Origin of the sequence: Micrococcus sp. UYEF5 (assembly GCF_040546065.1) — a bacterium.
Taxonomy (GTDB): domain Bacteria; phylum Actinomycetota; class Actinomycetes; order Actinomycetales; family Micrococcaceae; genus Micrococcus; species Micrococcus luteus.
Window position 1 is genome coordinate 165,366 of record NZ_JBEPNB010000004.1, and the last position, 25,883, is coordinate 191,248.

The 25,883-nt window shown below is 72.3% G+C and carries 23 protein-coding genes; 5 read left to right on the top strand and 18 right to left on the bottom strand.

The window, feature by feature from the left end:
• Positions 1 to 2: 2 nt before the first annotated feature.
• From ABIB16_RS05925 to ABIB16_RS05950, 6 genes are all read right to left on the bottom strand, one after another.
• Complete coding sequence (locus ABIB16_RS05925) at positions 3 to 1,310, bottom strand: ABC transporter permease (protein WP_036336743.1); 1,308 nt, start codon at positions 1,308 to 1,310, stop codon at positions 3 to 5.
• Positions 1,307 to 2,722, bottom strand: coding sequence for an ABC transporter permease (locus ABIB16_RS05930; protein WP_148408464.1), 1,416 nt, complete (start codon positions 2,720 to 2,722; stop codon positions 1,307 to 1,309). Before ABIB16_RS05930 ends, ABIB16_RS05925 begins: the two co-directional genes overlap by 4 nt.
• Complete coding sequence (locus tag ABIB16_RS05935) at positions 2,719 to 4,317, bottom strand: ABC transporter ATP-binding protein (RefSeq protein WP_036340061.1); 1,599 nt, start codon at positions 4,315 to 4,317, stop codon at positions 2,719 to 2,721. The genes ABIB16_RS05930 and ABIB16_RS05935 overlap by 4 nt, the downstream gene beginning before the upstream one ends.
• A gap of 126 nt (positions 4,318 to 4,443) precedes the next feature.
• A complete protein-coding gene (locus tag ABIB16_RS05940) occupies positions 4,444 to 5,601 on the bottom strand; it encodes a BMP family lipoprotein (RefSeq protein WP_354436108.1) in 1,158 nt (385 codons plus the stop codon).
• Positions 5,602 to 5,745: 144 nt separating this feature from the next.
• Positions 5,746 to 7,002, bottom strand: coding sequence for an amidohydrolase (locus ABIB16_RS05945; protein WP_036314553.1), 1,257 nt, complete (start codon positions 7,000 to 7,002; stop codon positions 5,746 to 5,748).
• Positions 7,003 to 7,063: 61 nt separating this feature from the next.
• A complete protein-coding gene (locus tag ABIB16_RS05950; protein WP_044659646.1) occupies positions 7,064 to 8,215 on the bottom strand; it encodes a mannose-1-phosphate guanylyltransferase in 1,152 nt (383 codons plus the stop codon).
• 246 nt (positions 8,216 to 8,461) lie between these two features.
• Between ABIB16_RS05950 and sdhC the strand changes: the two genes are divergently transcribed.
• From sdhC to ABIB16_RS05970, 4 genes are all read left to right on the top strand, one after another.
• Positions 8,462 to 8,866, top strand: coding sequence for a succinate dehydrogenase, cytochrome b556 subunit (gene sdhC / locus ABIB16_RS05955; protein ID WP_078025777.1), 405 nt, complete (start codon positions 8,462 to 8,464; stop codon positions 8,864 to 8,866).
• 3 nt (positions 8,867 to 8,869) lie between these two features.
• Positions 8,870 to 9,349, top strand: coding sequence for a succinate dehydrogenase hydrophobic membrane anchor subunit (locus ABIB16_RS05960; RefSeq protein WP_036314556.1), 480 nt, complete (start codon positions 8,870 to 8,872; stop codon positions 9,347 to 9,349).
• A 77-nt stretch (positions 9,350 to 9,426) separates the two neighbouring features.
• Positions 9,427 to 11,214 carry a succinate dehydrogenase flavoprotein subunit gene (sdhA, locus tag ABIB16_RS05965; protein ID WP_036340055.1) on the top strand — a complete coding sequence of 596 codons (1,788 nt, stop codon included), beginning with the start codon at positions 9,427 to 9,429 and terminating at the stop codon, positions 11,212 to 11,214.
• Complete coding sequence (locus ABIB16_RS05970; protein ID WP_010079347.1) at positions 11,214 to 12,005, top strand: succinate dehydrogenase iron-sulfur subunit; 792 nt, start codon at positions 11,214 to 11,216, stop codon at positions 12,003 to 12,005. Before sdhA ends, ABIB16_RS05970 begins: the two co-directional genes overlap by 1 nt.
• 179 nt (positions 12,006 to 12,184) lie before the next feature.
• Here ABIB16_RS05970 and ABIB16_RS05975 read toward each other — a convergent pair whose 3' ends face one another.
• The 8 genes from ABIB16_RS05975 to ABIB16_RS06010 form a co-directional block, all read right to left on the bottom strand.
• Entirely contained in the window at positions 12,185 to 12,712 is a 528-nt protein-coding gene (locus tag ABIB16_RS05975; protein ID WP_036340052.1) for a hypothetical protein, read from the bottom strand.
• A 7-nt stretch (positions 12,713 to 12,719) separates the two neighbouring features.
• A complete protein-coding gene (locus tag ABIB16_RS05980) occupies positions 12,720 to 13,334 on the bottom strand; it encodes a hypothetical protein (protein WP_152743679.1) in 615 nt (204 codons plus the stop codon).
• 78 nt (positions 13,335 to 13,412) lie between these two features.
• Positions 13,413 to 14,069: a hypothetical protein gene (locus ABIB16_RS05985; RefSeq protein ID WP_354436109.1), complete on the bottom strand. Its 657-nt coding sequence runs from the start codon at positions 14,067 to 14,069 to the stop codon at positions 13,413 to 13,415.
• Between the two features lie 58 nt (positions 14,070 to 14,127).
• On the bottom strand, positions 14,128 to 15,411 hold the full coding sequence (locus ABIB16_RS05990; RefSeq protein WP_230260101.1) for an ABC transporter permease: 1,284 nt from the start codon (positions 15,409 to 15,411) through the stop codon (positions 14,128 to 14,130).
• Entirely contained in the window at positions 15,408 to 16,169 is a 762-nt protein-coding gene (locus ABIB16_RS05995; RefSeq protein ID WP_063188983.1) for an ABC transporter ATP-binding protein, read from the bottom strand. Before ABIB16_RS05995 ends, ABIB16_RS05990 begins: the two co-directional genes overlap by 4 nt.
• Positions 16,170 to 16,350: 181 nt before the next feature.
• The gene (gene trpS / locus ABIB16_RS06000; RefSeq protein WP_002856591.1) at positions 16,351 to 17,433 is read right to left on the bottom strand and encodes a tryptophan--tRNA ligase; all 1,083 of its coding nucleotides are present in this window, start codon (positions 17,431 to 17,433) and stop codon (positions 16,351 to 16,353) included.
• Between the two features lie 26 nt (positions 17,434 to 17,459).
• Positions 17,460 to 18,386, bottom strand: coding sequence for an exodeoxyribonuclease III (locus ABIB16_RS06005; RefSeq protein ID WP_063188981.1), 927 nt, complete (start codon positions 18,384 to 18,386; stop codon positions 17,460 to 17,462).
• Positions 18,386 to 18,949 carry a hypothetical protein gene (locus ABIB16_RS06010; RefSeq protein ID WP_063188979.1) on the bottom strand — a complete coding sequence of 188 codons (564 nt, stop codon included), beginning with the start codon at positions 18,947 to 18,949 and terminating at the stop codon, positions 18,386 to 18,388. Before ABIB16_RS06010 ends, ABIB16_RS06005 begins: the two co-directional genes overlap by 1 nt.
• 102 nt (positions 18,950 to 19,051) lie before the next feature.
• On the opposite strand from ABIB16_RS06010, the gene ABIB16_RS06015 reads away from it, so the two are divergent.
• A complete protein-coding gene (locus ABIB16_RS06015; RefSeq protein WP_231866272.1) occupies positions 19,052 to 20,554 on the top strand; it encodes an MFS transporter in 1,503 nt (500 codons plus the stop codon).
• A gap of 15 nt (positions 20,555 to 20,569) precedes the next feature.
• On the opposite strand, the gene ABIB16_RS06020 is transcribed toward ABIB16_RS06015, so the two are convergent.
• The 4 genes from ABIB16_RS06020 to glyA all read right to left on the bottom strand — a co-directional run bounded on the left by ABIB16_RS06020 (position 20,570) and on the right by glyA (position 25,743).
• Positions 20,570 to 22,456 (bottom strand): ABC transporter permease, encoded by a 1,887-nt coding sequence (locus tag ABIB16_RS06020; protein WP_354436110.1) that lies wholly within the window; start codon positions 22,454 to 22,456, stop codon positions 20,570 to 20,572.
• A gap of 3 nt (positions 22,457 to 22,459) precedes the next feature.
• Positions 22,460 to 23,446 (bottom strand): ABC transporter ATP-binding protein, encoded by a 987-nt coding sequence (locus tag ABIB16_RS06025; protein ID WP_036338212.1) that lies wholly within the window; start codon positions 23,444 to 23,446, stop codon positions 22,460 to 22,462.
• Positions 23,447 to 23,543: 97 nt separating this feature from the next.
• Entirely contained in the window at positions 23,544 to 24,455 is a 912-nt protein-coding gene (locus tag ABIB16_RS06030; RefSeq protein WP_354436111.1) for a bifunctional methylenetetrahydrofolate dehydrogenase/methenyltetrahydrofolate cyclohydrolase, read from the bottom strand.
• A gap of 7 nt (positions 24,456 to 24,462) precedes the next feature.
• Complete coding sequence (glyA, locus tag ABIB16_RS06035) at positions 24,463 to 25,743, bottom strand: serine hydroxymethyltransferase (protein ID WP_063188973.1); 1,281 nt, start codon at positions 25,741 to 25,743, stop codon at positions 24,463 to 24,465.
• Between the last annotated feature and the right edge of the window lie 140 nt (positions 25,744 to 25,883).

A 25,883-nucleotide genomic window follows, 5' to 3' on the forward strand; every position in this document is an offset into this window, starting at 1 on the left:
GGCTACTCCTTCACGTACGGCACGCCCGAGGCGGCCGGGCCGCGCGAGCGGCCCACGAGGCCGGCCACGGCGAACACCGTGACGAGGTACGGGAGCATCGCCATGAACTGGCTCGGCACCGGGGTGCCGAGGATCGCCAGGACGTACTGCATGTTGGTGGCGAAGCCGAACAGCAGCGCCGCGAAGAACGCGCCGATCGGGTTCCAGCGGCCGAAGATCACGGCCGCGAGCGCGATGAAGCCCTGGCCCGCCGTCATCTCCTTGGTGAAGGACGACGCGGAGACGAGCGTGAAGAACGCCCCGCCCATGCCGGCCACCGCACCGCCCAGCAGGACGGCGGCGTACCGCGTGCGGTTCACGTCGATGCCCACGGTGTCCGCGGCCTTGGGGTGCTCGCCCACGGCGCGCACGCGCAGGCCCCAGCGGGTGCGGAACAGGGCGAACCACAGCGCGATCACGAGCAGGTACATCGCGTAGCCCAGGATCGTCTGGTCGAACAGGATGGGCCCGAGCACGGGGATGTCCGCCAGGCCCGGGATCCGCAGGTTCGGGAAGTGCGGCGGCGCGTTGAGCTCGGTGTCCCCGTCCGTGAGGACGGTGGAGTACAGGAAGCTCGTCAGGCCGGCCACGAGCACGTTGAGCACGACGCCGACGATCACCTGGTTGACCAGGTACTTGATCGAGAACACGGCGAGCAGCCAGGACACGAGGACGCCGGCCACGATGGCGGCGACCAGGCCCGCCCAGGGCGAGCCGGTGGCGGTGCCGACGACGGCGGCCGTGAACGCGCCCGCCAGCAGCTGACCCTCGATCGCGATGTTCACCACGCCCGAGCGCTCGGCCAGGATGCCGGCCATCGAGCCGAAGATCAGCGGGACGGCCAGCGCGAACGAGCCGGCGATCAGGCCGGTGAGGAACACGGTGGTGTTGTCCGCCGAGCCGATCACCCAGATGAGGAACGCGGCCACGAAGGCGACGGCGAACGGGGCCGCGGCCCAGCCGGGGGTGCGCCCCGAGCGCAGGGTCGCCAGCCAGGCCACCGCGGTCAGCAGCGCCATGAGCCCGACGAGCAGCCAGCCCCCCAGCACGGGGTCGGCGGTCAGGTCCGGGAGCACGACGGCGTCGGACGCGTTCGAGAGTCGGAAGGTCGCCGCCGCCTCGGGGGCGCCGAGGGCGAAGACGGCCAGGGCCAGCAGGGTCAGGATCGTCAGGGCGATCGGGGTGGTCCAGTGCCGGACCACGACCCGGGCGGGCTCGGCGGCCTCGGGGCGGACGACGTCGGCGTGGGGCCGGGCGGCGGTCGCGCTCATCGGGCGTCCCCCTTCTGCTCGTGCGGGCGGTGGGTCGGGGCCGTGTCCGTGGGTGCAGTGGTCGGAGCCTGCGGGTCCGCGACGGCGGCGGTCGCGGCCTCCTGGACGCCCGTGGACGGGGCGGCGGCGTGGCCGCCGGCGCCGGTCAGCGCGGCGCCGGCCACGGCGGGCTGGGTCACGGGGTCGGCCGCGCGGCGGGCGCGCGCGGCGCCCGGGGCGGGCAGCCGGAAGATGGCGCGCACCAGCGGCGGGGCCGCGATGAGCAGCACGATCACGGACTGCACCACGAGGACGATGTCGACCGGCACCCCGGTCTCGGTCTGCATGGTCACGCCGCCGGCGCGCAGGGCGCCGAAGAGCAGGCCCGCGAACAGCACGCCCACCGGGTGGGACCGGCCGAGCAGCGCCACCGTGATCGCGTCGAAGCCGAAGGACCCGGCCACGGAGGTGTTCAGCGTGCTCTCCGTGCCGGCCACGTGGGTGGCGCCGGCCAGGCCGGCGAGGCCGCCGGAGATCGCCATGGCGGCCAGGTAGGAGCCCTTGACGGAGATGCCGGCCGTGCGGGCGGCGTCCGGGTTGGCGCCCACGGCCCGCAGGCGGAAGCCGAGGGTGGAGCGCTGCATCAGCCACCACGTGAAGAGCACGGCCAGCAGCGCGACGAAGAAGCCCCAGTGCAGCCGGAAGTCGGTCCCCAGCAGCCGCGGGAACATGGCGGAGCGGTCCAGCGGCGCGGACACCGGGTTCGTGGTGCCGGGTGCCCGCAGGACGGGGGTGTTCAGCAGGTACGCGAGCAGGTTCACCGCCACGTAGTTGAGCATGATCGTGAGGATCACCTCGTGCGCGCCGGTCCAGGCCTTGAGCACGCCGACGACGGAGCCCCACAGCACGCCGCCGAGCACGCCCATCACGACGACGAGCAGCAGGTGCACGCCGGCCGGCAGGTGCAGATGCACGCCGAACCACGTGGCGAACATGGCGCCGAAGATGAACTGGCCCTGGCCGCCGATGTTGAACAGGCCCGCCCGGAAGGCGATGGCGATGCCCAGCGAGATGATGATCAGCGGGGTCGCCACGGTGAGGGTCTCGGTGAGCGGGTAGAGCATGCCCGTCGCGTCCGAGGCCCGGTAGTTGAAGACGGCGCCGCGGAACAGGGCCGCGAAGGCCCCGGCGAACGCGGCCCAGGCGGCGGAGAGCAGGTCGCCCGGGCGGGCGAAGAAGTAGCCGGCGGCGTCGCGGACGTCCTCGTCCACGGCGATGATCAGCAGACCGGAGATCAGCAGGGACAGCAGGATCGCCAGGGCGGTGACCGTGCCGTTGCCCGAGAGGATCCGGCGCAGGGCGGAGTCGGCGGGGGCGGGCCGGACGGCCGCGTCGGACGCGGGGGCCGGGCGCTGCGGGGCGGCGGTGCTCACGGGCGCTCTCCTTCCGTGGTGGGGTGGGCGGCGGGCGCCTCACCGGCGGTGCCGGGCGTGCCCGCGGCGACGTCTGCGCCGGAGGCGAGGGCCGCGTCGTCGGGGGTCTGGCCGGCCATCATGAGGCCGAGCGTCTCGCGCGAGGTGTCCCCCGGCACGATGCCGACGATCCGCCCGTGGTACATCACGGCGATCCGGTCCGCCAGCTCGAGGACCTCGTCCAGCTCGGTGGAGACGATCAGCACGGGGGTGCCGGCGTCGCGCTCGGCGATGATCCGGTCGTGCAGGAACTCGATCGAGCCGACGTCCACGCCGCGCGTGGGCTGCGAGGCGATGAACAGGCGCAGCCCGTCCACGAGTTCGCGGGCCATGACGACCTTCTGCTGGTTGCCTCCCGAGAGGGAGGAGACCGGCAGGTCCACGCCCTGGGTGCGGACGTCGAACTCGGCCACGCGGCGCTCGGCGAGCGCCCGCACCGCGGCGGGGCGCATCTGCACGGCGTTGCCGGCCGGGGCGACGTCGTACCGGTTGAGCACCATGTTCTCCGCCACGGAGAACGGGCCGACGAGCCCGTCCGTGGAGCGGTCCTCGGGCACGAAGCCGACGCCGGCGCGGATGATCTGGCGGGTGGACCGGCCGATCAGCTCCCGACCGTCCAGGGTGACGGAGCCGGTGGCCTTGACCAGGCCCATGATCGCCTCGGTCAGCTCGGTCTGCCCGTTGCCCTGCACACCGGCCACGGCGAGCACCTCGCCCTGGCGGACGGCGAAGGACACGGCGTCCAGCAGCACCTGGCCCGTGGGCGAGACGACGGAGAGGTCCTCGACGCGGAACGTCTCCTCCCCCAGGGTCGGGGCCGTCTTGCGCCGCTCGAGGACGACGCTCCGGCCCACCATGAGGGCGGCCAGCTCGGCGGCCTCGGCGGAGGGGTCCGCCGTGCCGACCACGCGGCCGCGGCGCAGCACGGTGATGTCGTCCGAGACGGCCTTGACCTCGCGCAGCTTGTGGGAGATGAACACGATCGCCGTGCCGTCCTCCCGCAGCTGCCGGATGATGCCGAGCAGCTCGTCGGTCTCCTGGGGGGTGAGCACGGCGGTCGGCTCGTCCAGGATGAGGATGCGCGCGTCGCGGACGAGGGCCTTGATGATCTCGACGCGCTGCTGCACGCCCACGGGCAGGTCCTCGACGACGGCGTCCGGGTCCACGTCGAAGCCGTACTGGGCGGAGATCTCCCGGATCCGCCGGCGGGTGGCCTCGAGGTCGAGCACGCCCAGGGCGCGGGTGTGCTCGTCGCCGAGGGCCACGTTCTCGGCCACCGTGAAGACGGGCACGAGCATGAAGTGCTGGTGCACCATGCCGATGCCCGCGCGCATGGCCTCACCGGGACCGGAGAACCGGACGGGCTCGCCGTCGAGGAGGATCTCCCCCTCGGTGGGCTCGTAGAGCCCGAAGAGGACGTTCATCAGGGTGGACTTGCCGGCGCCGTTCTCGCCGAGGAGGGTGTGCACCCGCCCCGACTCCACGGTCAGGTTCACGTCCTCGTTCGCGGCGAACGAGCCGAAGCGCTTGGTGATCCCGCGCAGTTCGAGCCTCATCGAGGGCCTTCCGTCTGGTCGATGCTCGTGGTGCCGCGCTCGGCGGCGGGGGCGGGCCGGGCGCCCGCGCGCCGCGGGGCCGGTCCGGAGGGGTCCGGGCCGGCCCCGCGGCGGTGGCGAGGCGGGTCAGGCCTCCGGGGAGTACTCCGAACCGACCTTCAGCTCGCCCGAGATGATCTTCGCCTCGAGGTCCTTGAGCTCGTCCTTGAGCTCCTGCGGCACCGTGTCCTCGAAGTCGTGGAACGGGGCCAGCTCGACGCCCTTGTTCTCCAGCGTGCCCACGTAGGGCTCGGCCGAGAACTCGTCCTTCAGGTCCGCGGCGATCACGTCGGTGACGGACTGGCCCATGTTCTTCTTCACCGAGGTGAGGATCAGGTTGCCGTCCTTGGTGGACTCGTAGCCGTCCGAGTCCGGCCAGATGACCTTGACGTCCTTGCCGCCCTGGTTCGCCTCGCGGACGGCGTCCAGGGTGCCCAGGCCCACGGGTCCGGCCACCGGCATCACGATGTCGGCGCCCTCGTTGATGAAGTTGGCGGTGTTCGTCTTGCCGTTGGCCACGTTCTCGAAGTCGCCCGTGAAGGAGCCGGTCTTCGCGTCCTTGTCCCAGCCCAGGACCTTGACGTCCTCGTCCTTGACCTCGTTGTAGTGCTCCACGCCGCGGGCGAAGCCGTCCATGAAGATGGTGACGGTGGGCAACTCGGCCCCTCCGTAGGTGGCCACGGTGCCGGTCTCGGTGGTGCCCGCGGCCAGGTAGCCGGCCAGGAACGCCGCCTGCGCCGTGTCGTAGGTGAGCTTCTGGAAGTTGTCGGTGAAGTCGCCGTCGGTGACGTCCACGCCGAAGAAGTGGGTGTCCGAGTGCTGGGCGGCGATCGGCTTCATGGTGTCACCGAGGAGGAAGCCCACGCCGATGACGGCGTCGCAGTCGGCGTTGACCATGGCGGTCACGTTCGGGGTGTACTCGCTGGGCTCGTTCGACTCGGCCTCGCTGGCGGTGATGCCGTAGGCCTTCTCGGCGGCCTTGAGGCCCTCGTAGGAGGACTGGTTGAAGGAGCGGTCGTCGAAGCCGCCCTCGTCCGAGACGATGCAGGCCTTGTAGTCGTTGTTGTCCGAGCCGACGCCGTCCACGGTGGCGGCGGCCTCGCTCTCGGCGGCGCCGGAGCCCGATGCCTCGGACTGCTCCGGCGGGGCGCCGCACGCGGTCAGCAGCAGGCCGGAGACGCCGAGCGCGGCGGCGGGGAGCAGGAGACGACGGCGGCGCGCGGCCGACGGGGTGGCGATGCCCATGGGGTCCTCATTTCGGAAGGCACGGTGCGAGGTCCGCGGCCGGTGGCCGCGGAAAGACGGGGCCCGTGCGGGTGGCCCCGTCCGGATGTGCGCGAGTCTACCGAACGGTTGGCCCGTCCCCTCCGGCGGGGGCGGGCGGCGGGGTCAGTGGTGGTCCTCGCCCGTGAGCACCTGCAGCGCGGCGGCGGTGAAGACCCGCATGCCCACGCCGATGGCCCGCTCGTCCGGCGCGTAGTCCCCGCGGTGCAGATCGTAGATGGGGCCACCCGGGGACCGGGTGCCGAGGCGCAGCATGGAGCCGGGCACCTTCTGGGTCATCCAGGCGAAGTCCTCGCCGCCCATCGACTGCGGGGTCAGGACGATCGCCCGCGAGCCGAGCTCCCGCCGCGCCGCGGTCTCGATCAGCGCCGTCTCGCCCTCGGTGTTGTGCACCGGCGGGACGCCGCGCACGTGCTCGAGCTGCACGTGCACGCCGTACGGCGCGGCCACCTGCCGGACCACCTCGTCGAGCAGCGCACCGGCCTCCTCCCACACGTCCGCGTCGAGGCAGCGCATGGTCCCGGCCAGGTAGCCGGTGTTGTCGATCGCGTTGGGCGCGCTGCCGGCGGCGATCTGCCCCCACACCACGGAGACGGCCGAGCGCACGTCGATCCGCCGGGAGAGCACGGCGGGCACGTTCACGGCGATCTGGGACAGGGCGAAGACCATGTCCTCGGTGAGGTGGGGCCGCGAGGTGTGCCCCCCGCGTCCGGTGAGGGTGATCCGGATCGTGTCCGCCGCCGAGGTGATGGCGCCGATGCGGGTGCCGATCGAGCCGACGTCGACCTGGGGGTCGCAGTGCGCCGCCAGGATGCGGGGAACGTCGTCGAGGATCCCCTGCCGCAGCACGGCCAGGGAGCCGCCGGGCAGCCGCTCCTCCGCGGGCTGGAAGATGACGCGGACCGTGCCGTGGACCCGCTCGCCGACCGCGCGCAGGTCGGGGTCGGCGGTGGCCCCGCGGAGGATGCGGCCGAGGGCGACGGCCACACCCGCCATCACGGCGGTGTGCATGTCGTGGCCGCACGCGTGCGCGACGCCGTCATTGACGGACACGTAGGGCAGGCCGGTCTCCTCCTCGACCGGCAGCGCGTCGATGTCCGCGCGCAGGGCCAGCACCACCGGCCCCTCCCCGACGTCCACGTAGGCGCCCGTGGACTCCATCCGCACGGGCGAGAGCCCATAGCCGGAGAGCAGCTCCACGATGCGGTCGGTGGTGCGGTACTCCTCATAGGAGAGCTCGGGATGCCGGTGCAGGTCCCGGCGGAAGGACACGATCTCGTCCTCGAGCTCGGCCACCACGGGGCCCACCGAGGGGACGGAGGTCGGACGGGGCCCGGTCAGCACGGAGTCGGAGGTGGTCATGGCCCAGCACCCTACTCCGGGGGTGCCGGTCGGTGCGGACCGGACCCGGCCCAGGGCGCGGTCAGAGGACCTCGTCCACGCCCTCGGCCTTGAGCGCCTCGACGGCCTTCTTGACCTCCTGGGCGTGCTCCGTGGTGGTGACCAGCAGCGCGTCCTCGGTGTCCACGACGACGACGTCCTCGATGCCGATCAGCGCGATGACGCGCTTCGTGTCCGTCACCACGACGCCGGACGCGTCGTCCGAGTACACGCGCGGAGTGTCGCCGATCACCGTGATGCCGGAGGCGTCCCTGACCGGGTTCAGGCGGGCGATCGCCGCGAAGTCCCCCACGTCGTCCCACGTGAAGGAGCCGGGGATCACGGCCACGTCGCCGACGGCGGCGGCGGGCTCGGCCACGGCGTAGTCGATGGCGGTCTTCGTCAGCTCGGGCCACACCCGGGCCATGACCTCGTCCCGCTCCGGCGTCTCCCACGCGCGGGCGATCTCCATCAGGCCGGCGTGCAGCGCGGGCTCGTTCTCCTCGAGGTGGGCCAGCATGAGGCCCACGGGCGCCACGAACATGCCCGCGTTCCAGAGGTAGCGGCCGGACTTCACGTACTGCTGGGCGACCTTCAGGTCCGGCTTCTCCACGAACGCGGCGACGTCGTGCGCGTCCGGGGCGCCGGCCACGCGGAGACGGCGGCCCCGGCGGATGTAGCCGAAGCCCGTGGCCGCGTGCGTGGGCTCGATGCCGATGGTCACGATCCGGCCCGTGGCCGCCGTCTCGACGGCCTGCCGCACCGCGTCCTGGAAGACCTCCACCGGGGAGATCACCTGATCCGCCGCGAACGAGCCCATGATCGTGTCCGGGTCGCGCAGGGAGAGGATCGCCGCGGCCAGGCCGATGGCGGCCGCGGAGTCCTTGGGCGAGGGCTCGAGCACCAGATCCGTCTCCGCCAGGGCCGGCAGCTGCGTGCACACCGCCTCCCGGTGGGCCTCCCCGGTCACCACGAGCATGCCCGCGGCCAGGGGCGCCAGACGGTCCCACGTGGCACGGATCAGGGTCTGGCCCGAGCCGGTGAGGTCGTGGAGGAACTTCGGCGCGGCGGCCCGCGAGAGGGGCCACAGGCGGGTGCCCACGCCCCCGGCGGGGATCACGGCGTGGAAGCGGGACAGGGCCGTGCCCGGCGCGGCCTCGCGCGGGGCATCGGTCAGGTTCGGATCGGTGCTCACCGGGCCAGACTACGGAACCGTCCGGACGGGGGACCACTCGACGCGTCCCAGGCGGGGCACAGCCCAGACCGAACAGGACGGCGGCGGGGCGCCGCACGCGTCACAGTGGTCGCCCGGGTCCCGGTCGGGCACGGAGGCGCGGGAAGGGTCTACCCTAGGTGGAGGAATCCACTCGCACACGCCCCTGCCCGTCGTCGTCCCACGGCGGAGGACCGGGATCGTGCATTCCCCCTGGAGGTATCAACCGTGTCTAGCGCCACTGCGCAGGCCCCGGCCAAGAACGGCCGCGGAACCCTGTACCGGGGCCACGGCGGCATGTGGTCCTGGGTGGGCCACCGCGTCACCGGCGTCGTCATCTTCTTCTACCTGCTCGTCCACGTGCTGGACACGGCCCTGGTCCGGGTCTCCCCCGAGGCCTACAACGCCGTGATCGGCTCGTACAAGACGTGGTACTTCGCGCTCGGCGAGGCCGGCCTCGTCGCGGCGATCATCTTCCACGCCCTGAACGGCCTGCGCATCATCCTGGTCGACTTCTGGAAGGGCGGCACCCAGCACCACAAGACCCTGCTGTGGATCGTGCTGGGGCTGTGGGTCGTCCTGACCCTGGGCTTCGCCATCCGTCACTTCAGCCTCGCACTCGGAGGTCACTGAGCCATGAGCACCACCGCTGAGACCACCATCGCGGCGCCCCGCAGCCGCCGTCTGGACCCCAAGTACACGCGCGACGGCGGCGGCCGCGGCAACTTCGAGATGCTCGCCTGGCTGTTCATGCGCATCTCGGGCGTCTTCCTCGTCGTGCTGATCGCCGTGCACCTGACCACCAACCTGCTGGTGGGCGACGGCATCCACGCCATCGACTTCGGCTTCGTGGCCGGCAAGTGGGCGCACCCGCTGTGGCAGTTCTGGGACCTGGCCCTCCTGTGGCTGGCCATGCTGCACGGCGCCAACGGCGTGCGCACGATCATCAACGACTACACCCGTCGCGGCAGCGCCCGCTTCTGGCTGACGATGATCCTGTACATCGCCACGGCCGTGATCATCATCCTCGGCACCCTGGTGATCTTCACCTTCGATCCCTGCATGGTGGACGCCTCCGGCGCCCTGCTCGAGGGCTCCCCGGCCTTCTGCGGCTGACCTCGGAAACGCTCACCCTGCGGTGCGGCCGGCCCGAGCGGCCGCCGCGTCACAGACACCCAGAAAGAGAGACCTGAATGCAGGTGCACAAGTACGACGTGGTGATCGTCGGCGCCGGCGGCGCGGGCATGCGCGCGGCCATCGAGGCCGGTCAGCGCGCGCACACCGCCGTCCTCACCAAGATCTACCCCACGCGTTCCCACACCGGCGCGGCCCAGGGCGGCATGTGCGCGGCCCTCGCCAACGTCGAGGAGGACAACTGGGAGTGGCACACGTTCGACACCGTCAAGGGCGGCGACTACCTCGTGGACCAGGACGCCGCGGAGGTCATGGCCAAGGAGGCCATCGACGCGGTGCTGGACCTCGAGAAGATGGGCCTGCCCTTCAACCGCACCCCCGAGGGCAAGATCGACCAGCGCCGCTTCGGCGGCCACACCCGTGACCACGGCAAGGCGCCCGTGCGCCGCGCCTGCTACGCCGCGGACCGCACCGGCCACATGATCCTCCAGACGCTGTACCAGAACTGCGTCAAGCACAACGTGGAGTTCTTCAACGAGTTCTACGTGCTCGACCTGCTGCTGGTGGAGGAGGACGCCGTGCGCGAGGACGGCACCGCCTACAAGCAGAAGCGCACCGCCGGCGTCGTCTCCTACGAGCTGGCCACCGGCGAGATCCACGTCTTCCAGGCCAAGTCGGTCATCTTCGCCACCGGCGGCGCCGGCAAGGTGTACAAGACCACCTCGAACGCCCACACGCTCACCGGAGACGGCATGGCCATCGCCTACCGCGCGGGCCTGCCGCTGGAGGACATGGAGTTCGTGCAGTTCCACCCGACCGGCCTGGCCGGCCTGGGCATCCTGCTCTCCGAGGCCGCGCGCGGCGAGGGCGGCATCCTCCGCAACGCGGACGGCGAGCGCTTCATGGAGCGCTACGCCCCCACCATCAAGGACCTCGCCCCGCGCGACATCGTGGCCCGGTCCATGGCCGAGGAGGTCCGTCAGGGCCGCGGCGCCGGCCCCAACAAGGACTACGTGCTGCTCGACCTGACGCACCTGGAGCCCTCGCACATCGACGAGAAGCTCCCGGACATCACCGAGTTCGCCCGCACCTACCTGGGTGTCGAGCCCTACACGGAGCCGGTGCCGGTGTTCCCCACCTGCCACTACTTCATGGGCGGCATCCCCACGAATATCAAGGCCGAGGTCCTCCAGGACAACGACACCGTCGTGCCGGGCCTGTACGCCGCCGGCGAGGTGGCCTGCGTGTCCGTGCACGGGTCCAACCGCCTGGGCACCAACTCGCTGCTGGACATCAACGTGTTCGGCCGCCGCGCCGGCATCTACGCCGCCGAGTACGCCGTGCAGGCGGACTGGGTGGAGCTGCCCGAGGGCGGCGAGCTGCCGACCGTGGAGCACATCGAGAACCTGCGCTCCGCCACCGGGTCCGAGCGCGTCGCGGACATCCGCGCCGAGCTCCAGGAGTCCATGGACGCGGACATGCAGGTCTTCCGCGACGAGGACTCGATCCGCCGCGCACTGGCCAAGATCGAGGAGCTGCGCGGCCGCTACGAGAACGTGTCCGTCCAGGACAAGGGCCACCGCTTCAACCTCGACCTGCTCGAGGGCATGGAGCTGGGCTACCTCCTGGACATCGCCGAGGCCATGACCCTCGCGGCCCTGGGCCGCAAGGAGTCCCGCGGCGGGCACTACCGCGAGGACTACCCCGACCGCGACGACGAGAACTTCATGGCGCACACCATGATCTACCGTGACGAGACCGCGGAGATGGAGGGCGTCAAGGGCATCCGCTTCGAGACCAAGCCCGTCGTCGTGACCCGTTACCAGCCGATGGAGCGTAAGTACTGATGAGCCACTCAGCAACCGAGACCGAGGCCCCCGTGGCCCAGGCGCAGACCCAGTCCGCCGGTGGCGGCGCAGGCGAGGTCGAGAGCTTCGACATCGTGCTCAAGGTCCGCCGCTACCTCCCGGAGTCCTCCGAGGAGTCCTACTGGGACGAGTGGCGCCTGACCATGTACGGCACCGACCGCGTGCTGGACGCCCTGCACAAGGTCAAGTGGGACCACGACGGCACCCTGTCGTTCCGCCGCTCCTGCGCCCACGGCGTGTGCGGCTCCGACGCCATGCGCATCAACGGCCGCAACCGCCTGGCCTGCAAGACGCTCCTGAAGGACCTCGACCTGTCCAAGCCCATCCTGGTGGAGCCCATCAAGGGCCTGCCGGTGGAGAAGGACCTGATCGTGGACATGGACCCGTTCTTCCAGTCCTACCGCGAGATCATGCCGTTCCTGGTCGCCGAGGGCCACGCGCCCACCAAGGAGCGCTACCAGTCCCAGGCCGACCGGGCGATCTACGACGACACCACGAAGTGCATCCTGTGCGCCGCGTGCACCTCGTCCTGCCCGGTGTTCTGGACGGACGGCCAGTACTTCGGCCCGGCCGCCATCGTCAACGCGCACCGGTTCATCTTCGACTCGCGTGACGAGGCCGGCGACATGCGCCTGGAGATCCTGAACGACAAGGAGGGCGTGTGGCGTTGCCGCACGACCTTCAACTGCACCGACGCGTGCCCCCGCGGCATCCAGGTGACCAAGGCGATCTCCGAGGTGAAGCGGGCCATCCTGGCCCGCCAGTTCTGATCCCCCGCACCACGACGGCGGCCCGTCTCCTCGCTCGAGGAGGCGGGCCGCCGTCGTCGTGGAGGGGTGCCCCTCCCGCCGAGGCCCGCAGACGCGCCGTCACCGGCCCGGTGTAGCGGCGTGTCTGCGGGCCTCGGCGTGGGGACGGGGGCGGGACCGGAGGCGGAGGCGGTCCGAGCTCAGACGTCGAAGGCGTCGCGCGTCTCCCGCCGGTGCGCCACACGCAGCCACACCGCGCTGGACACGAGCATCCCGACGACGGCACCCAGCACGACCGGCCCCCCTCCCCCGTCCTGCACCATCCGTCCACCGTCGACCATCCAGAAGGCCGCCGTGAGCATCCCCAGCACCACGAGCACGCTCCCCACGGGGCGCACGGCCCGGATGCGGCGGGTGATGCCGGCCAGGAGCACCAGGGTCAGGACGACCACCGCCGCGGCGGCCACCGGCCACGCCCCCGCCGGGGTGAGGAACGCGGCGACGTCGGCGTCGGTGACCTCGCTCGCGCCCCAGGAGCGCGCCTCCAGCACGGCGCGGGCGTAGCCGGGCGTCGCCTGCAGCGCGAGCACGCCCCCCACGCCGGCCGCGCTCAGTGCCCCCGTGACCGCCGTGACGGTCTGGAACAGGCGCAGGGGACGCAGGGCCGCGCGATCGGGACCGGGGTCGCGCTCCGTGGTCTCGTGGGGATCGTCGTCGAGGGGGTGCATGCCCCCATCATGCCCGGCGGCGCAGGAAGGTCGTTGCGAGGCCCGGGTTGAAGGCGCACACGAGCCAGGCCGCGTTCACGAGCGCGAACAGCCCGCCCAGGACCAGGGGCAGCACCACGTCCCCGGCGGGGAAGACGAACAGGCGGATGGCCCCCAGCAGCGTCACGAAGATGGCGATCGAGGCGAACAGGGCACCCATGATGCGCGCCGTGTTGCTGTGCCGGGTCAGCCCGACGAGGACGATCGCGTAGACCGCCAGACCCAGCAGGGTCGCGAACCAGGCACTGCCGGTGAGGGCGCCCTCGATGGCCTCGGCGGTCATCGCGGGCGACTGCGCGCCGCCCTCGGGCAGCGAGTCCGCGATGTCCTGGGCCGCGCCCGGGAGGAGGTTGCGCAGGATCGACGCGGCATAGAGGACTGCGGACGCGACCGTCAGTCCGAGCAGCGCCCGAAACACGCCGGGGGTGCGGGCGTCGGGGCGGATCAGCGGGCGGGCGTCCGGGCCGGAGTGCCCGGCGATGCGCCGCCGCGCCTCATCCGGGCCCACCACGGGCCGCCCGCCGCCGTCCAGGTCGTCGGGGTGGGGGGACACGGGATGCGGGGGTCGATGATCGGAGGCCATGTCGCCATGGTCTCCGCTGGCCGACGCCGGGGCGAGGGCTGGCGACCCAGGACTCGCCGCCGGCGAACGGCGTCGGGGTCAGGCGCGGCGGCCCTGACGGGTGTAGGCCGCGACCTGCGGGTTGAAGGCCTTGACCAGCCACAGGATGTTCACGATCACCAGCGCCAGGCTGAGCACGGAGGCCAGCACGCCGCCGATGCCGGGGTAGGTCACGAAGGAGAAGATGCCGCCGACGGCGCTGAGGGTGCCCAGGATCCCGACGACGATGCCGAGGATGCGGGCCCAGTTCTTGGCCCCGCGGAGGTTGAAGTACACCAGGGCGTACAGGGCCACGCCGATGAGCAGGACGATGATCGTGCCCACCGTCACGGAGGCGCCCACGACAGGCGCGATCTCCTCCACCTGCTCGGGGGTGAGGCCGCTCTGGCGAAGGGAGTCCCGCATGCGTTCGATGCTCTCCTCGCCGCCGAACAGGGCCGGCAGGGAGGACAGCACGTACAGCGCGAGCGACGTGAGCGTCAGCGTCAGGAGCGCGGGGAACGCGGCCGGCTCCGGGACGATGCCGTACGGGCTGCCCGGCTGGGCGCCGTAGCCCGGGGCCGCGTAGGGCTGCGTGCCGTAGCGGGAGCCCACGGCGGGCTGGCCGTATGCGGGGTTCTGGCCCGGGTACGGGCCGGGGCCGCCCGCGGCGGGCTGCTCCGGGTTCGGGTCCGGGTTCGGTCGATCGGTGGTCATGGTGAGCTCCTCGGTGTCGTGGGTGACGGTGATGGTGATGACGGGCGCGGCGGCAGGATCACTCGTGTCGCAGTGCCTCGATGGGATCCTTCCGGGCCGCACGCAGGGCGGGCAAGGTGCCGGCGATGAACGCGATGGCCACGATCAGCAGCAGGATCAGCAGCAGGGCGAGGGGGTTGACCGCGAACAGGACCAGGCCGGTGACGCCGCTGAGGGGGCCGGTGGTCAGCACCTGGTTCGCGATGAGTCCGACGGCGACGCCCAGGCCGATGCCGATCAGCGAGCCGAGCAGGCCGATCACGACGGCCTCCATGGTGAACAGGCCGAAGATCTTCCCGCCGGTCATGCCGAGGGCCTTCATGAGGCCGATCTCCCGGGTGCGCTCCTGCACCGCCATGAGCAGGGTGTTGATGATGCCGAAGCTGGCGGCGAGCAGCGCGATGAGCGCGAAGCCGGTGAGCACCCACGTGACGGCGTCGATGATGCCGCGGATCACGCCGAGCTGCTCCTCGAGGGTCTGCGCCAGCAGGCCCTGGTCGGCCAGCGCCTGCTTCACGGCGTCCTCGTTCGCCTCCGGGTCCTCCACGATCGCCGTGGCCTGGAAGTAGGTGTTCCGCTGCGACTCCGGCAGGCCCTCCGTCGTGATGTCGTAGATCTCCTGCTCGAGCGACTCCGACGGCGTCGGGGCGGTGCCCGCACCGGACGCGGCCGCCTTCGTCACACCGACCACGGTGGCCGTCACGGACTTGTGCTCCTGCAGCGGGGTCGCCGCCACGACGGTCAGCTCCGTGCCGACCAGGTCCTCGGCGTCGCCGGCGCCCAGGTCCTCCACCCACGACTCGGGCATGACGATCTCCGCGGCGCCGGCCTCGGGGGCACGGCCGGCCGAGAAGGTGAGCATGTCGATCTCGCCGGAGCTGCCCATGAAGCCGGTCTGCCACTTGCGGTCGTCCGGGCCCTGGATGTACTCCGGCTCGGCCACCCGATAGGTCTTCACCTCGGTGACGTGCTCGGTGTCCTCGATCGCGGCGAGGTCCTCCTGCGTGAGCAGCGGCATGCCGAACATCTCGCCGCCGGCGGCGTCCTGCTCCGTGTACTCCTGGGGCGAACCGCTCGCCGCACCGGCCGAGGACATGTCCTGCTGCTTCATCACGGTCAGCTCGCCGGGCTTGCCGAAGCCCTCGACCACGTTGTCCACGTACTTGTTGATGCCCGCGCCGAGCCCCGTGGTGAGGGTCAGCGTGAATGCGCCGATCACGATCGCGACGACGGTGAGGAAGGTGCGCAGCTTGGAGCGCATCGTGTTGGCGAGCGCCGTGCCCGCGACGTCGGTGACCTTCATGCCCGTGCTCCGTCCCGCTCGGTGCCGACGCGCTCGTCGGCGATGACCACGCCGTCCTGCAGCTCGACGCGACGGTCGCACTTCGCGGCCAGGTCGTCGTCGTGCGTGACCACCACGAGGGTGATGCCCTCGTCGCGGTGCAGGCCGAAGAGGATGTCCTCCACGGCCGCCGAGGTGGCGGAGTCCAGGTTGCCCGTGGGCTCGTCCGCGAACAGCACCGCCGGGTTGTTCACGAGCGCGCGGGCGATGCACACGCGCTGCTTCTGGCCGCCGGAGAGGTCCGTGGCCTTGTTCTTCGCCTTGTCCGCGAGCTCGAGCCGCTCGAGCACCGCCATGCCGCGGCGGGTGCGCTCGGCCCGGCCCACGCCGGCGATCTTCAGCGGCAGCACGGTGTTCTCCAGGACCGTCTGGTTCGGGTTCAGGAAGAACTGCTGGAACACGAAGCCGAACCGCTCGTTGCGCAGCTGCGAGATCTCCGCGGCCTTGAGCTGGGAGACGGGACGGCCGTCCATCGCGACGACGCCGGCGGAGGGCTGGTCCAGCAGCGCCAGCAGGTGCATCAGGGTGGACTTGCCGGAGCCGGACTTGCCGACGACGGCCAGGGACTCGCCGCGCTGGATCTGCAGGGTGATGCCCTTCAGCGCGTCGAAGCGGGACGCCCCGCGGCCGTAGACCTTGACGAGGTTCTCCGTCTCCAGGACGGGTTCGGCCCCGGGCGGGACCTCGGCGACCCCGGGGGTCGCGACTGCGGTGGACATGGCTCCGGCACTCCTCTGTCGGTGGGGCATGCCCCCACGGCGGCAGGAGCGGGGGCGATGCCTCCATCCTGTCAGCCGCGCACGCGCCGCCGCCTCCACCTCGAGTCGGAGAAACACGACGGCCCGCGTCCCCCGCAGGTCGGGGGCGCGGGCCGTCGTCGGGGGGCCGGTGCGGTCCGGCTCAGCGCAGCGGCGGCAGGAAGCCGACCTTGGCGTAGACGTCCTCGAGCACGGGCGTGGCCACGGCGCGGGCCTTCTCGGCGCCGGCGGCGAGGATGCGGTCCAGCTCGGCGGGATCGTCCAGCAGCGCGAGGGCGCGCTCGCGCACGGGGGCCAGGCGCTCGACGACGGCGTCCGCCACCGCGACCTTGAGGTGCCCGTACATCTTGCCGACGAACTCCTCCTCGAGCTGCGGGATCGGTGTGCCGGACACCGCGGAGAGGATGGTCAGCAGGTTGGAGACGCCGGGCTTGGCCTCACGGTCGAAGCGCACCTCGGTGCCGTCGTCGGTCACGGCCGACTTGATCTTCTTGGCGGTCTTCTTCGGCTCCTCGAGGATGTTGATGAGCCCGTTCGGGGACGCCGCGGACTTGGACATCTTCGACGTGGGGTCCTGCAGGTCGTAGATGCGCGCGCCGGTCTCCGGGTAGAAGCCGGTGGGCACCACGAACGTCTCGCCGTAGCGATGGTTGAAGCGCTGGGCGAGGTCGCGGGTGAGCTCCACGTGCTGGCGCTGGTCGTCGCCCACGGGCACGCCGTGCGGCTGGTAGAGCAGGATGTCCGCGGCCATGAGCATGGGATACGCGAGCAGGCCGACGCCGGCCGCGTCCGCGCCCTGCTTGGCGGACTTGTCCTTGAACTGGGTCATCCGCATGGCCTCGCCCATGCCGGTCATGCAGGTCAGCACCCACGCCAACTGCGCGTGCTCGGGCACCTGGGACTGGACGAACAGCGTGGAGCGCTCGGGGTCGATGCCGCCGGCGATGAACTGCGCGGCGGCCACCCGCGTGCGCTCCGCCAGGGCTGCCGGGTCCTGGGGCACGGTGATGGCGTGCAGGTCGGGGATGAAGAAGAACGCCTCGAAGTCGGCCTGGGTGCGCTCCCAGTTCACGAGGGCGCCGAGGTAGTTGCCCAGGTGGAGGGAGTCCGCCGAGGGCTGCATGCCGGAGAGCACGCGGTGCCGGGCGGACGCGCCGGCCAGGTGGGCGGTGGCGGCGGCGTCCTGGGCCAGGACGTCCTGGACGGAGTTCTTCTTCATGGTCATCTCAGCCTCGGGTCTCTCCTGCACGGTCAGAACTGGTAGTCGACCACGAGCGGGGCGTGGTCGGAGAAGCGGGTGCCCCAGCTGGGGGCGCGGTCCACGACGGCGGTCCTCGCCCGCTCGGCCAGGCCCGCGGTCGCCATGTGGTAGTCGATGCGCCATCCGGCGTCGTTGTCGAAGGCCTTGCCCCGCATGGACCACCACGTGTACGGGCCCGGCACCGGCCCGGCGAGGGCTCGGTGCACGTCCGTGAAGCCGAGCTCGCCGAAGAACCGGTCGAAGTAGGCGCGCTCCTCGGGCAGGAAGCCGGCCTTCTTCACGTTGCCCTTCCAGTTCTTGATGTCCAGCTCGGTGTGGCCCACGTTGAGGTCGCCCGTGACGAGGGCGTGCCCCTCCCCCGCGGCCAGCTCGGAGAGGCGGCGGACCATCTCGTCGAGGAACCGGTACTTGTCCACCTGCTTCGGGGTGTCGACCTCGCCCGAGTGCACGTAGGCGGAGACCACGGTCAGCGGCGAGCCGTCCGGCAGGCGCAGGTCGGCCTCGATCCAGCGGCCGGCGTCGTCGAAGTACCCGTCGGCGTCGGCGATGCCCGTGCGGACCTCGCCGAGCGGGAACCGCGAGGCGATCGCGACGCCGGCCCGCCCCTTGGCGGCGGCCACGGCGTCCGCCAGGTGCACCTCGTCCCAGTCCTCGCCCACGATCTCGCGGACCAGCTGCGCCGTGACGTCCGCGGGGGCGCGCACCTCCTGGAGGGTGAGCACGTCCACGCCGCGACCGGCGAACCACTCCCGCATGCCCTTGCGGTGCGAGGCGCGGATGCCGTTGACGTTCACGGTGGCCACGCGCACGGCGCCGTCGGCCTTGGGCGCGCCGGCGTTGGCGTGCACCACGGGCTCGCCCTCGGCGGGCTCGGGGTACTTCCCGGTGACGGGGTCCTTCTCGGGCAGCGCCGTCATCAGCTGATCACCGTCCCGCTCACCGGGCCCTCGGCGCCGCCGGCCCGGGACTCCTTGATCATGTCGCGGGCGTTGGAGGCCGTGATGTCGATGGTCTCCAGGGCGCGGTCCACCATCTCGCGGTCCATGCCCTCGCCCGCGGCGAGCTGCTCGCGCACCACGCGCACCTGCACCTGGGCGATCTTGAACGAGTGGTCCAGCTTGGTGTCCCGCAGGGGGTCCGCGGCCGGTGCCGGCGGGGCCACCGCGGGGGCGGCGGCGTCGGTGTCCCGGCCGCGCAGGGCGGCGACGTCGGCGCGGGCGTTCTGCATGGCGGTGTCCACCTTGCGTCCCGCGGCCTGGACGCCGCGGCGCATCTGCAGGTACACGACCACCGCGAACACGAGCCAGCCGGCGGCGACGGCGACCACGAGCCACCCGATCACGTCGTTCTGGTTCGCGGCGAAGATGATCGCCACGATCAGGATGACGATCATCGCGACGAAGCCGAGCGATCCCACGCGCAGGCCGGCGCGGGGGCCGCGGCGCGCGCCGTCGGGACCGGGGGTCAGGGACTGGGACATGGGTGCTCCTCCGGAGGGGCTCGTGGGGTCTGCCCTCCATCATCCCGCATCGTGGGGTGCGCTCCGAATCGGGCGTCCCGCGTCGGCGCCTATCCTGAGGCGATGACCCCCCGCCCCCCGCGCCCCGCCGACTCCGCGTCCGGGGCCTTCACCCCTGACCAGCGCCGCATCCTCACCGCGCTGCTCATGCCGCTCTTCCTCGCTCTGATGAGCGTGTCCGTGGTGAACGTGGCGCTGCCGGCCATCGAGTCGGGCCTGGACGCCACGAGCGCGGATCTGCAGTGGGTGCTGGCGGGGTACACGCTGACGTTCGGCACCGTGCTCGTGGCCGCGGGCCGCGCCGGCGACCTGTGGGGCCGCAAGAGCCTGTTCCTGGCGGGCATCACGCTGTACATGCTCGGCTCCCTGCTCTCCGGCCTGGCCGGGGACACCCTGCTGCTCAACGCGGGGCGCCTGCTCACGGGCCTGGGCGCGGGTGTGTTCAACCCCCAGGTCATCGGGTTCATCCAGTCGAACTTCCACGGCCGCGCCCGCGGGCGGGCCTACGGGCTCTTCGGCACCGTGGTGGGCCTCGGCGTGGCCGTGGGACCCCTGCTCGGCGGGCTGTTCCTCGGCGCGTTCGGCCCCGAGTGGGGCTGGCGCTCCACGTTCCTCATGAACGTGCCCGTGGGCCTGGCCGCCGTCGCGATGGGCGCCCTCTGGCTGCCGCCGCCCACCCGCGTGCACGGCCTGCCCGCCGCCCCCGGACCGCGCGGGATCGCCGCGCTCGACCCGGTGGGCGCCCTGCTGCTCGGCGCCGGCGGGGTGAGCCTCATGGTGCCGTTCATCGTCCCGGGCACCGCCGGGCTGCTGGTGCTCGCCGCCGCGCTCGTGACGGCGTGGTGGCTCTGGGAGAAGCGCGTGAAGGCCCGGGCGGCGGCCACCGGCGTGCAGCCCATGGTGGACCCGGCCCTGTTCCGGCGGCCGTCCTTCACGATCGGCGCGCTCGAGTCCACCATCTACCTGGCGACGATGCCGGCGGTGTTCGCGATCGTGGCGATCTTCCTGCAGCGCGGCATGGGGTTCACGCCGCTCGAGGCCGGCCTCGTGGGCCTGCCCGGCGCCGTCGTCGTGGCCTCCCTGTCCCCGTGGGTGGGCTCGATGGTGCAGCGGCGCGGGCCCGTGCTCGTGCTGCTCGGCGCCCTCGTGGGCCTCGTGTCGCTGGGGGTGCTCGCGCTCGCGTTCGAGCGCAGCGCGGCCGGCGCGTGGTCGCCGTGGATCGTGGGGGTGGGGCTGATCGTGCAGTCGGCCTCGCAGGCCCTGCTGCTCACCAGCACGCAGGTGCTGATGATGGACGACGTCGCCGGCCACGAGGCGGGGGCGGCCGGCGGCGTCGCCCAGACGGCGCAGCGCCTCGGCACCGCCCTGGGCCTGTCCGTGGTGACGGGCGCGTTCTTCGCGGCCCTGGCCGGCGCCGCAGCCGAGAGCGCCGGGCCGCCGTCGGCCGCGGCGTACGCGCACGCGGCCTCGACCGCCATGGGCATGGTGGCCGTGTGCTGGGCGCTCACCGCCGCGGTCGCGGCCCTGGACGTGGTCCGGCGACGCCGCGCCGCGCGCGCGGCCTGACCGGCCCGCGGGGCCTCAGCGCAGGAACAGCGCGCCGAGCCGGCGGGCGGCCAGCCACACCCCGACGCCGGCCATCACCACGAAGTAGAGGACGTGGCCGGCGGTCGCCCAGCTCAGCACGCCCACCGCGAGCGCGCGCATCAGCTCCACGGCGTGCCACAGCGGGAACACGCGGATCACCCACTGGATCGGCTCCGGGTAGACCGCGAGCGGGAAGAACGTGGCCGAGAACAGGAACATGGGCATCAGCACGATCTGGACCCAGTCCATGTGCTGGAACGTCTTCATCCAGCTCGTCACCGCCATGCCGAGGGAGGCGAAGCCCAGCGCCACGAGCAGGGCGCCGGGGATCATGAGCAGCGCCGTCCAGGAGGTGACGAGCCCGGCCGCGGTCATGACGATCAGGAAGCCGACCGCGTAGATCAGCCCGCGCAGCAGCGCCATCGCGATCTCCCCGAGTGCCACGTCCAGCGGGCCCAGCCGCGTGGAGAGCATGGTCTGGTACGTCTTCGCGTAGCGCAGCTTGAAGAACACGTTCCACGTGGAGTCGTAGATGGCGCCGTTCATCGCCGAGACCGCCAGCAGCGCGGGGGCGAGGTACATGCCGTACGGGACGGGGGTGCCGTCCGGGCCGGCCACGTCGCCGACCAGCGCACCGAGACCCAGCCCCATGGAGGCCAGGTAGAGCACGGGCTCGAAGAACCCGGAGAAGAACACCACCCAGTTGTTGGACTTCAGGGAGAGGAACGCCCGCTCCATCACCGCGCGCACGTTGCCCGAGTACGCGCCGGCCAGCGGGCCGCGGCGCACGGGGATCTCGGGCATGGGCGGCACGGCGACGGCGTGTTCCCGCACCACCGACGACGGCGCGGCCGGGTCCGCCTGCGCGGCGGCGGGTGCGACGTCGGCGCGGGCGGCCCCGGTGCGCGCGGCACGGCGGCCCAGGCGCGGGGCACGGCGGCCCAGGCGCGGGGCACGGTCCCGACGGGCGGCCGTGACGGCGTCGCGGTCCGGGGCGCCGCGGACCCAGCCGAGGCGGCGCGTGTAGATCCGCACCGCGAGCCAGGCCCCGCCGAGCGCGAGGGCCAGCAGGAACGCCACGTGCACCACGGTGAGCCAGCCCGGCTCGGCCATCCCGTAGGAGAGCACGCGGCCGAGCTGGGCGGCATGCCACTGCGGCGAGAGCCAGCCGATCCAGCGCAGCCACACCGGCAGCGCCTCGAGCGGGTAGAAGGTGGCGGAGAACAGGAACAGGGGCATGATCACGAGCCGCTGCAGGGTGGCGAACTGGCCCTTGTCCTCCTTCAGGGAGGCCGCGAACGCCATGATCGGCGCGCCGACGGCGAGCCCGCCGAGCGTGGCGGTGAGGACCTGCACCCACGCCCACGGGCTCGAGACCACGCCGAACGCCAGCATCACCAGCAGGAACACGGCAGCCTGGAACACGAACCGCAGGCTCACCGCCACGAGGTGGCCCAGGGCGATCTGCGCCGGAGACAGCGGAGTGGCCTGCGCCGCGTAGTACGTCCGCTGCCACTGGAACCCGCCCATCACCGGGTAGGAGAACTCGACGGACGCGGTCATCAGCGCGCCCGAGGCCAGCAGCGCCGGGGCGATGAACGCGACGTAGGAGACCCCGCCCAGGGCGTCCTGCGGCATCCCCCCGCCCATGAGCTGGGCCAGGCCCAGGCCCATGGCCAGCAGGTAGAGCACGGGCTCGCCGAGCGCCCCGACGAGCAGCACCGCGCCGTAGCGACGCATGTTCCGCAGCTGGTGTTCGGCGTAGAGCAGGACGCCGCGGCGCCTCACACGCTCCGCGGACGCCGCCGCGGTGACCGGCGGGCGCAGCGGCTCGGCGGGCGAGGCGGGGCCGGGGGCCGTCGTCGTGGTGGGGGACGGCACGGGTCAGTCCACCAGGGTGCGGCCGGTGAGGATGAGGAACACGTCCTCGAGGCTCGCGCGGCGGGTCAGCGTGGTGGCGGGGGCGGGCAGGGCGCCCTCGTCGACGAGGCGCTGCACGACGTCGTGCAGGTCGTCCGCGCGTCGGGCGTAGACGAGGACGCGGTCCGGGAGGACCTCGACGCGGTGCACGACGCCGTCACCCGCGTGGGCCTGGACGGTGCGGGCCGCGGCCTCGTTGCGGTCCGCGCCGAAGCGCGCCTCGAGGACCTCACGGGAGGCGTGCTCGCGGATGAGCTCGGCGGGGGTGCCGGCGGCCATGATCTCGCCGCCGTCGACGACGACGAGCCGGTCGCACAGCTGCTCCGCCTCGTCCATGTGGTGCGTGGTCAGCAGCAGCGTGGTGCCGCGTTCCTTGAGCCGGTAGAGGCGGTCCCACAGGATGTGGCGGGCCTGCGGGTCCAGGCCCGTGGTGGGCTCGTCGAGGAGGAAGAGGGCCGGCTCGTTGACCAGGGCGCGGGCGATCACGAGCCGGCGCTTCATGCCGCCGGAGAGGTCGGTGACCTTGGCGTCCGCCTTCTCGGTGAGCTGGGCGAAGGCCAGCAGCTCCTCGGCCTTGGGCCGCAGGTATGAGTAGGGCAGGCCGAAGTAGCGGCCGTAGATCAGGATGTTCTCCCGGGCGGTGAGCTCCTCGTCCAGGTTGTCCTGCTGCGGCACCACGCCCAGGCGCGCACGGACGGCCGGCCCGTCCTCCTCCGGGTCGATGCCCAGGATGGTCAGCTCGCCCGCGGTGCGCTGCGAGGTGCCCGCGAGCATGCGCATGGTGGTGGACTTGCCCGCGCCGTTGGGGCCGAGCAGGCCGAAGCACTCGCCGGGACGCACGTCCAGGTCGATGCCCTTCACGGCGTGGAACTCGCCGTACTGCTTGCGCAGCCCACGGGCACGGATGACGGAGGCGTCGCCGGGGGACGCGTGCAGAGTGGTGTGACTCACAAGGCGACAGCATAGGCGCACCACCCGCCCGGACGCGCGCCGCCCCCTCGGCGACGAACCCTGCGATTCGCAGGGTTCGTCGCGGGGCGGGGAGAGGTCAGGCGCCGGCCCGCTCCCCCGCCCAGTCCTCGCCGTCGGCGGCGCGCTCGGCGGCCTCGACGACGTTCGCCAGCAGCATGACGCGGGTCATCGGCCCGACGCCGCCCGGGTTCGGCGCCATCCAGGCCGCCTTCTCCTTCACGGCCGGGTCCACGTCGCCCAGGACGCGGGACGTCCCGTCCTCCCCGGTCACGCGGGAGACGCCCACGTCCAGGACGATCACGCCCTCCTTGACCTGTTCCGGCTTCACCATGTGGGCGGAGCCGGCGGCGGCGATCACGACGTCGGCGCTCGCCAGCAGCTCGTCGAGGTTCGTGGTGCCGGTGTGGGCCAGGGTCACGGTGGCGTTGACCTCGCGGCGGGTGAGCACGAGGCCGGCAGGCCGGCCGATGGTCACGCCGCGGCCGATCACGAGCACGTGCTTGCCGGCCAGCTCCACACCGTGGTGGCGCAGCAGCTCGACGCAGCCGGCCGGGGTGCACGGCAGCGGCGAGTCCAGCTCGCCGCCGACCGAGGCCACGAGCCGCCCCAGGTTCATGGGGTGCAGGCCGTCCGCGTCCTTGTCCGGGTCGATGGCCTCGAGCACCTTCTGGGTGTCCACGTGCTTCGGCAGCGGCAGCTGGACGATGTAGCCCGTGCAGGCCGGGTCCTCGTTCAGCTCTCGCACGACGTCGAGGATCTGCTCCTCCGTCGCGTCCGCGGGCAGCTCACGCTGGATGGACTCGATGCCCACCTCGGCGCAGTCGCGGTGCTTGCCCGCCACGTACTTCTGCGAGCCGGCATCCTCACCCACGAGCAGGGTGCCGAGGCCGGGGGTGTACCCACGCTCGGCGAGGGCGGCCACGCGGCCGCGCAGCTCCTCCTTGATCGCGGCGGCGGTGGCCTTGCCGTCCAGGACCTTCGCGGTCATCGGCGGCTCACCAGCCCTCGAGGCCGTCGTACAGCGGGAAGTCCTCGGTGAGCTTCACGACGCGGGCGCGCAGCGCCTCCACGTCCGGGCTCGGCTTCAGCGCCTCGGCGATGACGTCGGACACCTCGCGGAACTCGGCCTCGCCGAAGCCGCGGGAGGCCAGCGCGGGGGTGCCGATGCGCAGGCCGGAGGTGGTCATCGGCGGACGCGGGTCCCACGGCACCGAGTTGCGGTTCACGGTGATGCCGACCTCGTGCAGGATGTCCTCGCCCTGCCTGCCGTCCAGCTGGGACTCGCGCAGGTCCACCAGGACCAGGTGCACGTCCGTGCCGCCGGTGAGCACCGAGATGCCGTGCTCGGCCATGTCCGGGGCGGTCAGGCGCTCGGCCAGGATCTGCGCGCCGGCCAGGGTCCGCTCCTGCTTCTCCTTGAAGTCCGCGGAGCCGGCGATCTTGAAGGCCACGGCCTTGCCCGCGATCGCGTGCATCAGCGGGCCGCCCTGCTGGCCCGGGAACACGGCGGAGTCGATCTTCTTCTTCAGCTCCTCGGTGGAGAGGATGAAGCCCGAACGGGGGCCGGCGAGGGTCTTGTGCACGGTGGAGGAGACGACGTCGGCGTGCGGCACCGGGTTCAGGTGCAGGCCGGCGGCCACGAGGCCGGCGAAGTGGGCCATGTCCACCCAGAGCCGGGCGCCGACCTCGTCCGCGATCGAGCGGAAGGCGGCGAAGTCGAGCTGACGGGGATAGGCGGACCAGCCGGCCACGATCACCTTCGGCCGGGCCTCGAGGGCCTTCTCGCGCACCTTGTCCATGTCGATGCGGTGGGTGTCCGGCTCCACCTCGTACGCGGCGATGCTGTAGTTCTTGCCGGAGAAGTTCAGCTTCATGCCGTGCGTCAGGTGGCCGCCGTGCGCCAGGGACAGGCCCATCATCGTGTCCCCGTGGTCCAGCAGCGAGGTCATCACGGCCACGTTGGCCTGGGCGCCGGCGTGCGGCTGGACGTTGGCGTGCTCGGCGCCGAACAGGTCCTTGGCGCGCTGGATGGCCAGGTTCTCGGCCACGTCCACGAACTCGCAGCCGCCGTAGTAGCGGCGGCCCGGGTAGCCCTCCGCGTACTTGTTGGTCAGCACCGAGCCCTGCGTCTCGAGGATGGCGCGCGGCACGAAGTTCTCCGAGGCGATCATCTCGAGCGTGCCCCGCTGGCGGCCGAGCTCGTCCGCGAGCGCCGCGGCGATCTCCGGGTCCACCTCGGCGAGGGGCTGGGTGTTGATGTCGGGCGTCTGCGTCACGGGGGTTCCCTTCGAACGGGGGTCTGTGCGGCCGGAAGGCTCCGGTGCCCTCCATCCTAGTGACCAGGCGCCGTCGTCGGGCCTGCGCGACGGCGGCCCGCGGCCCCGGCGACCGACCCCGGCACGCGGTTCTTTTGACT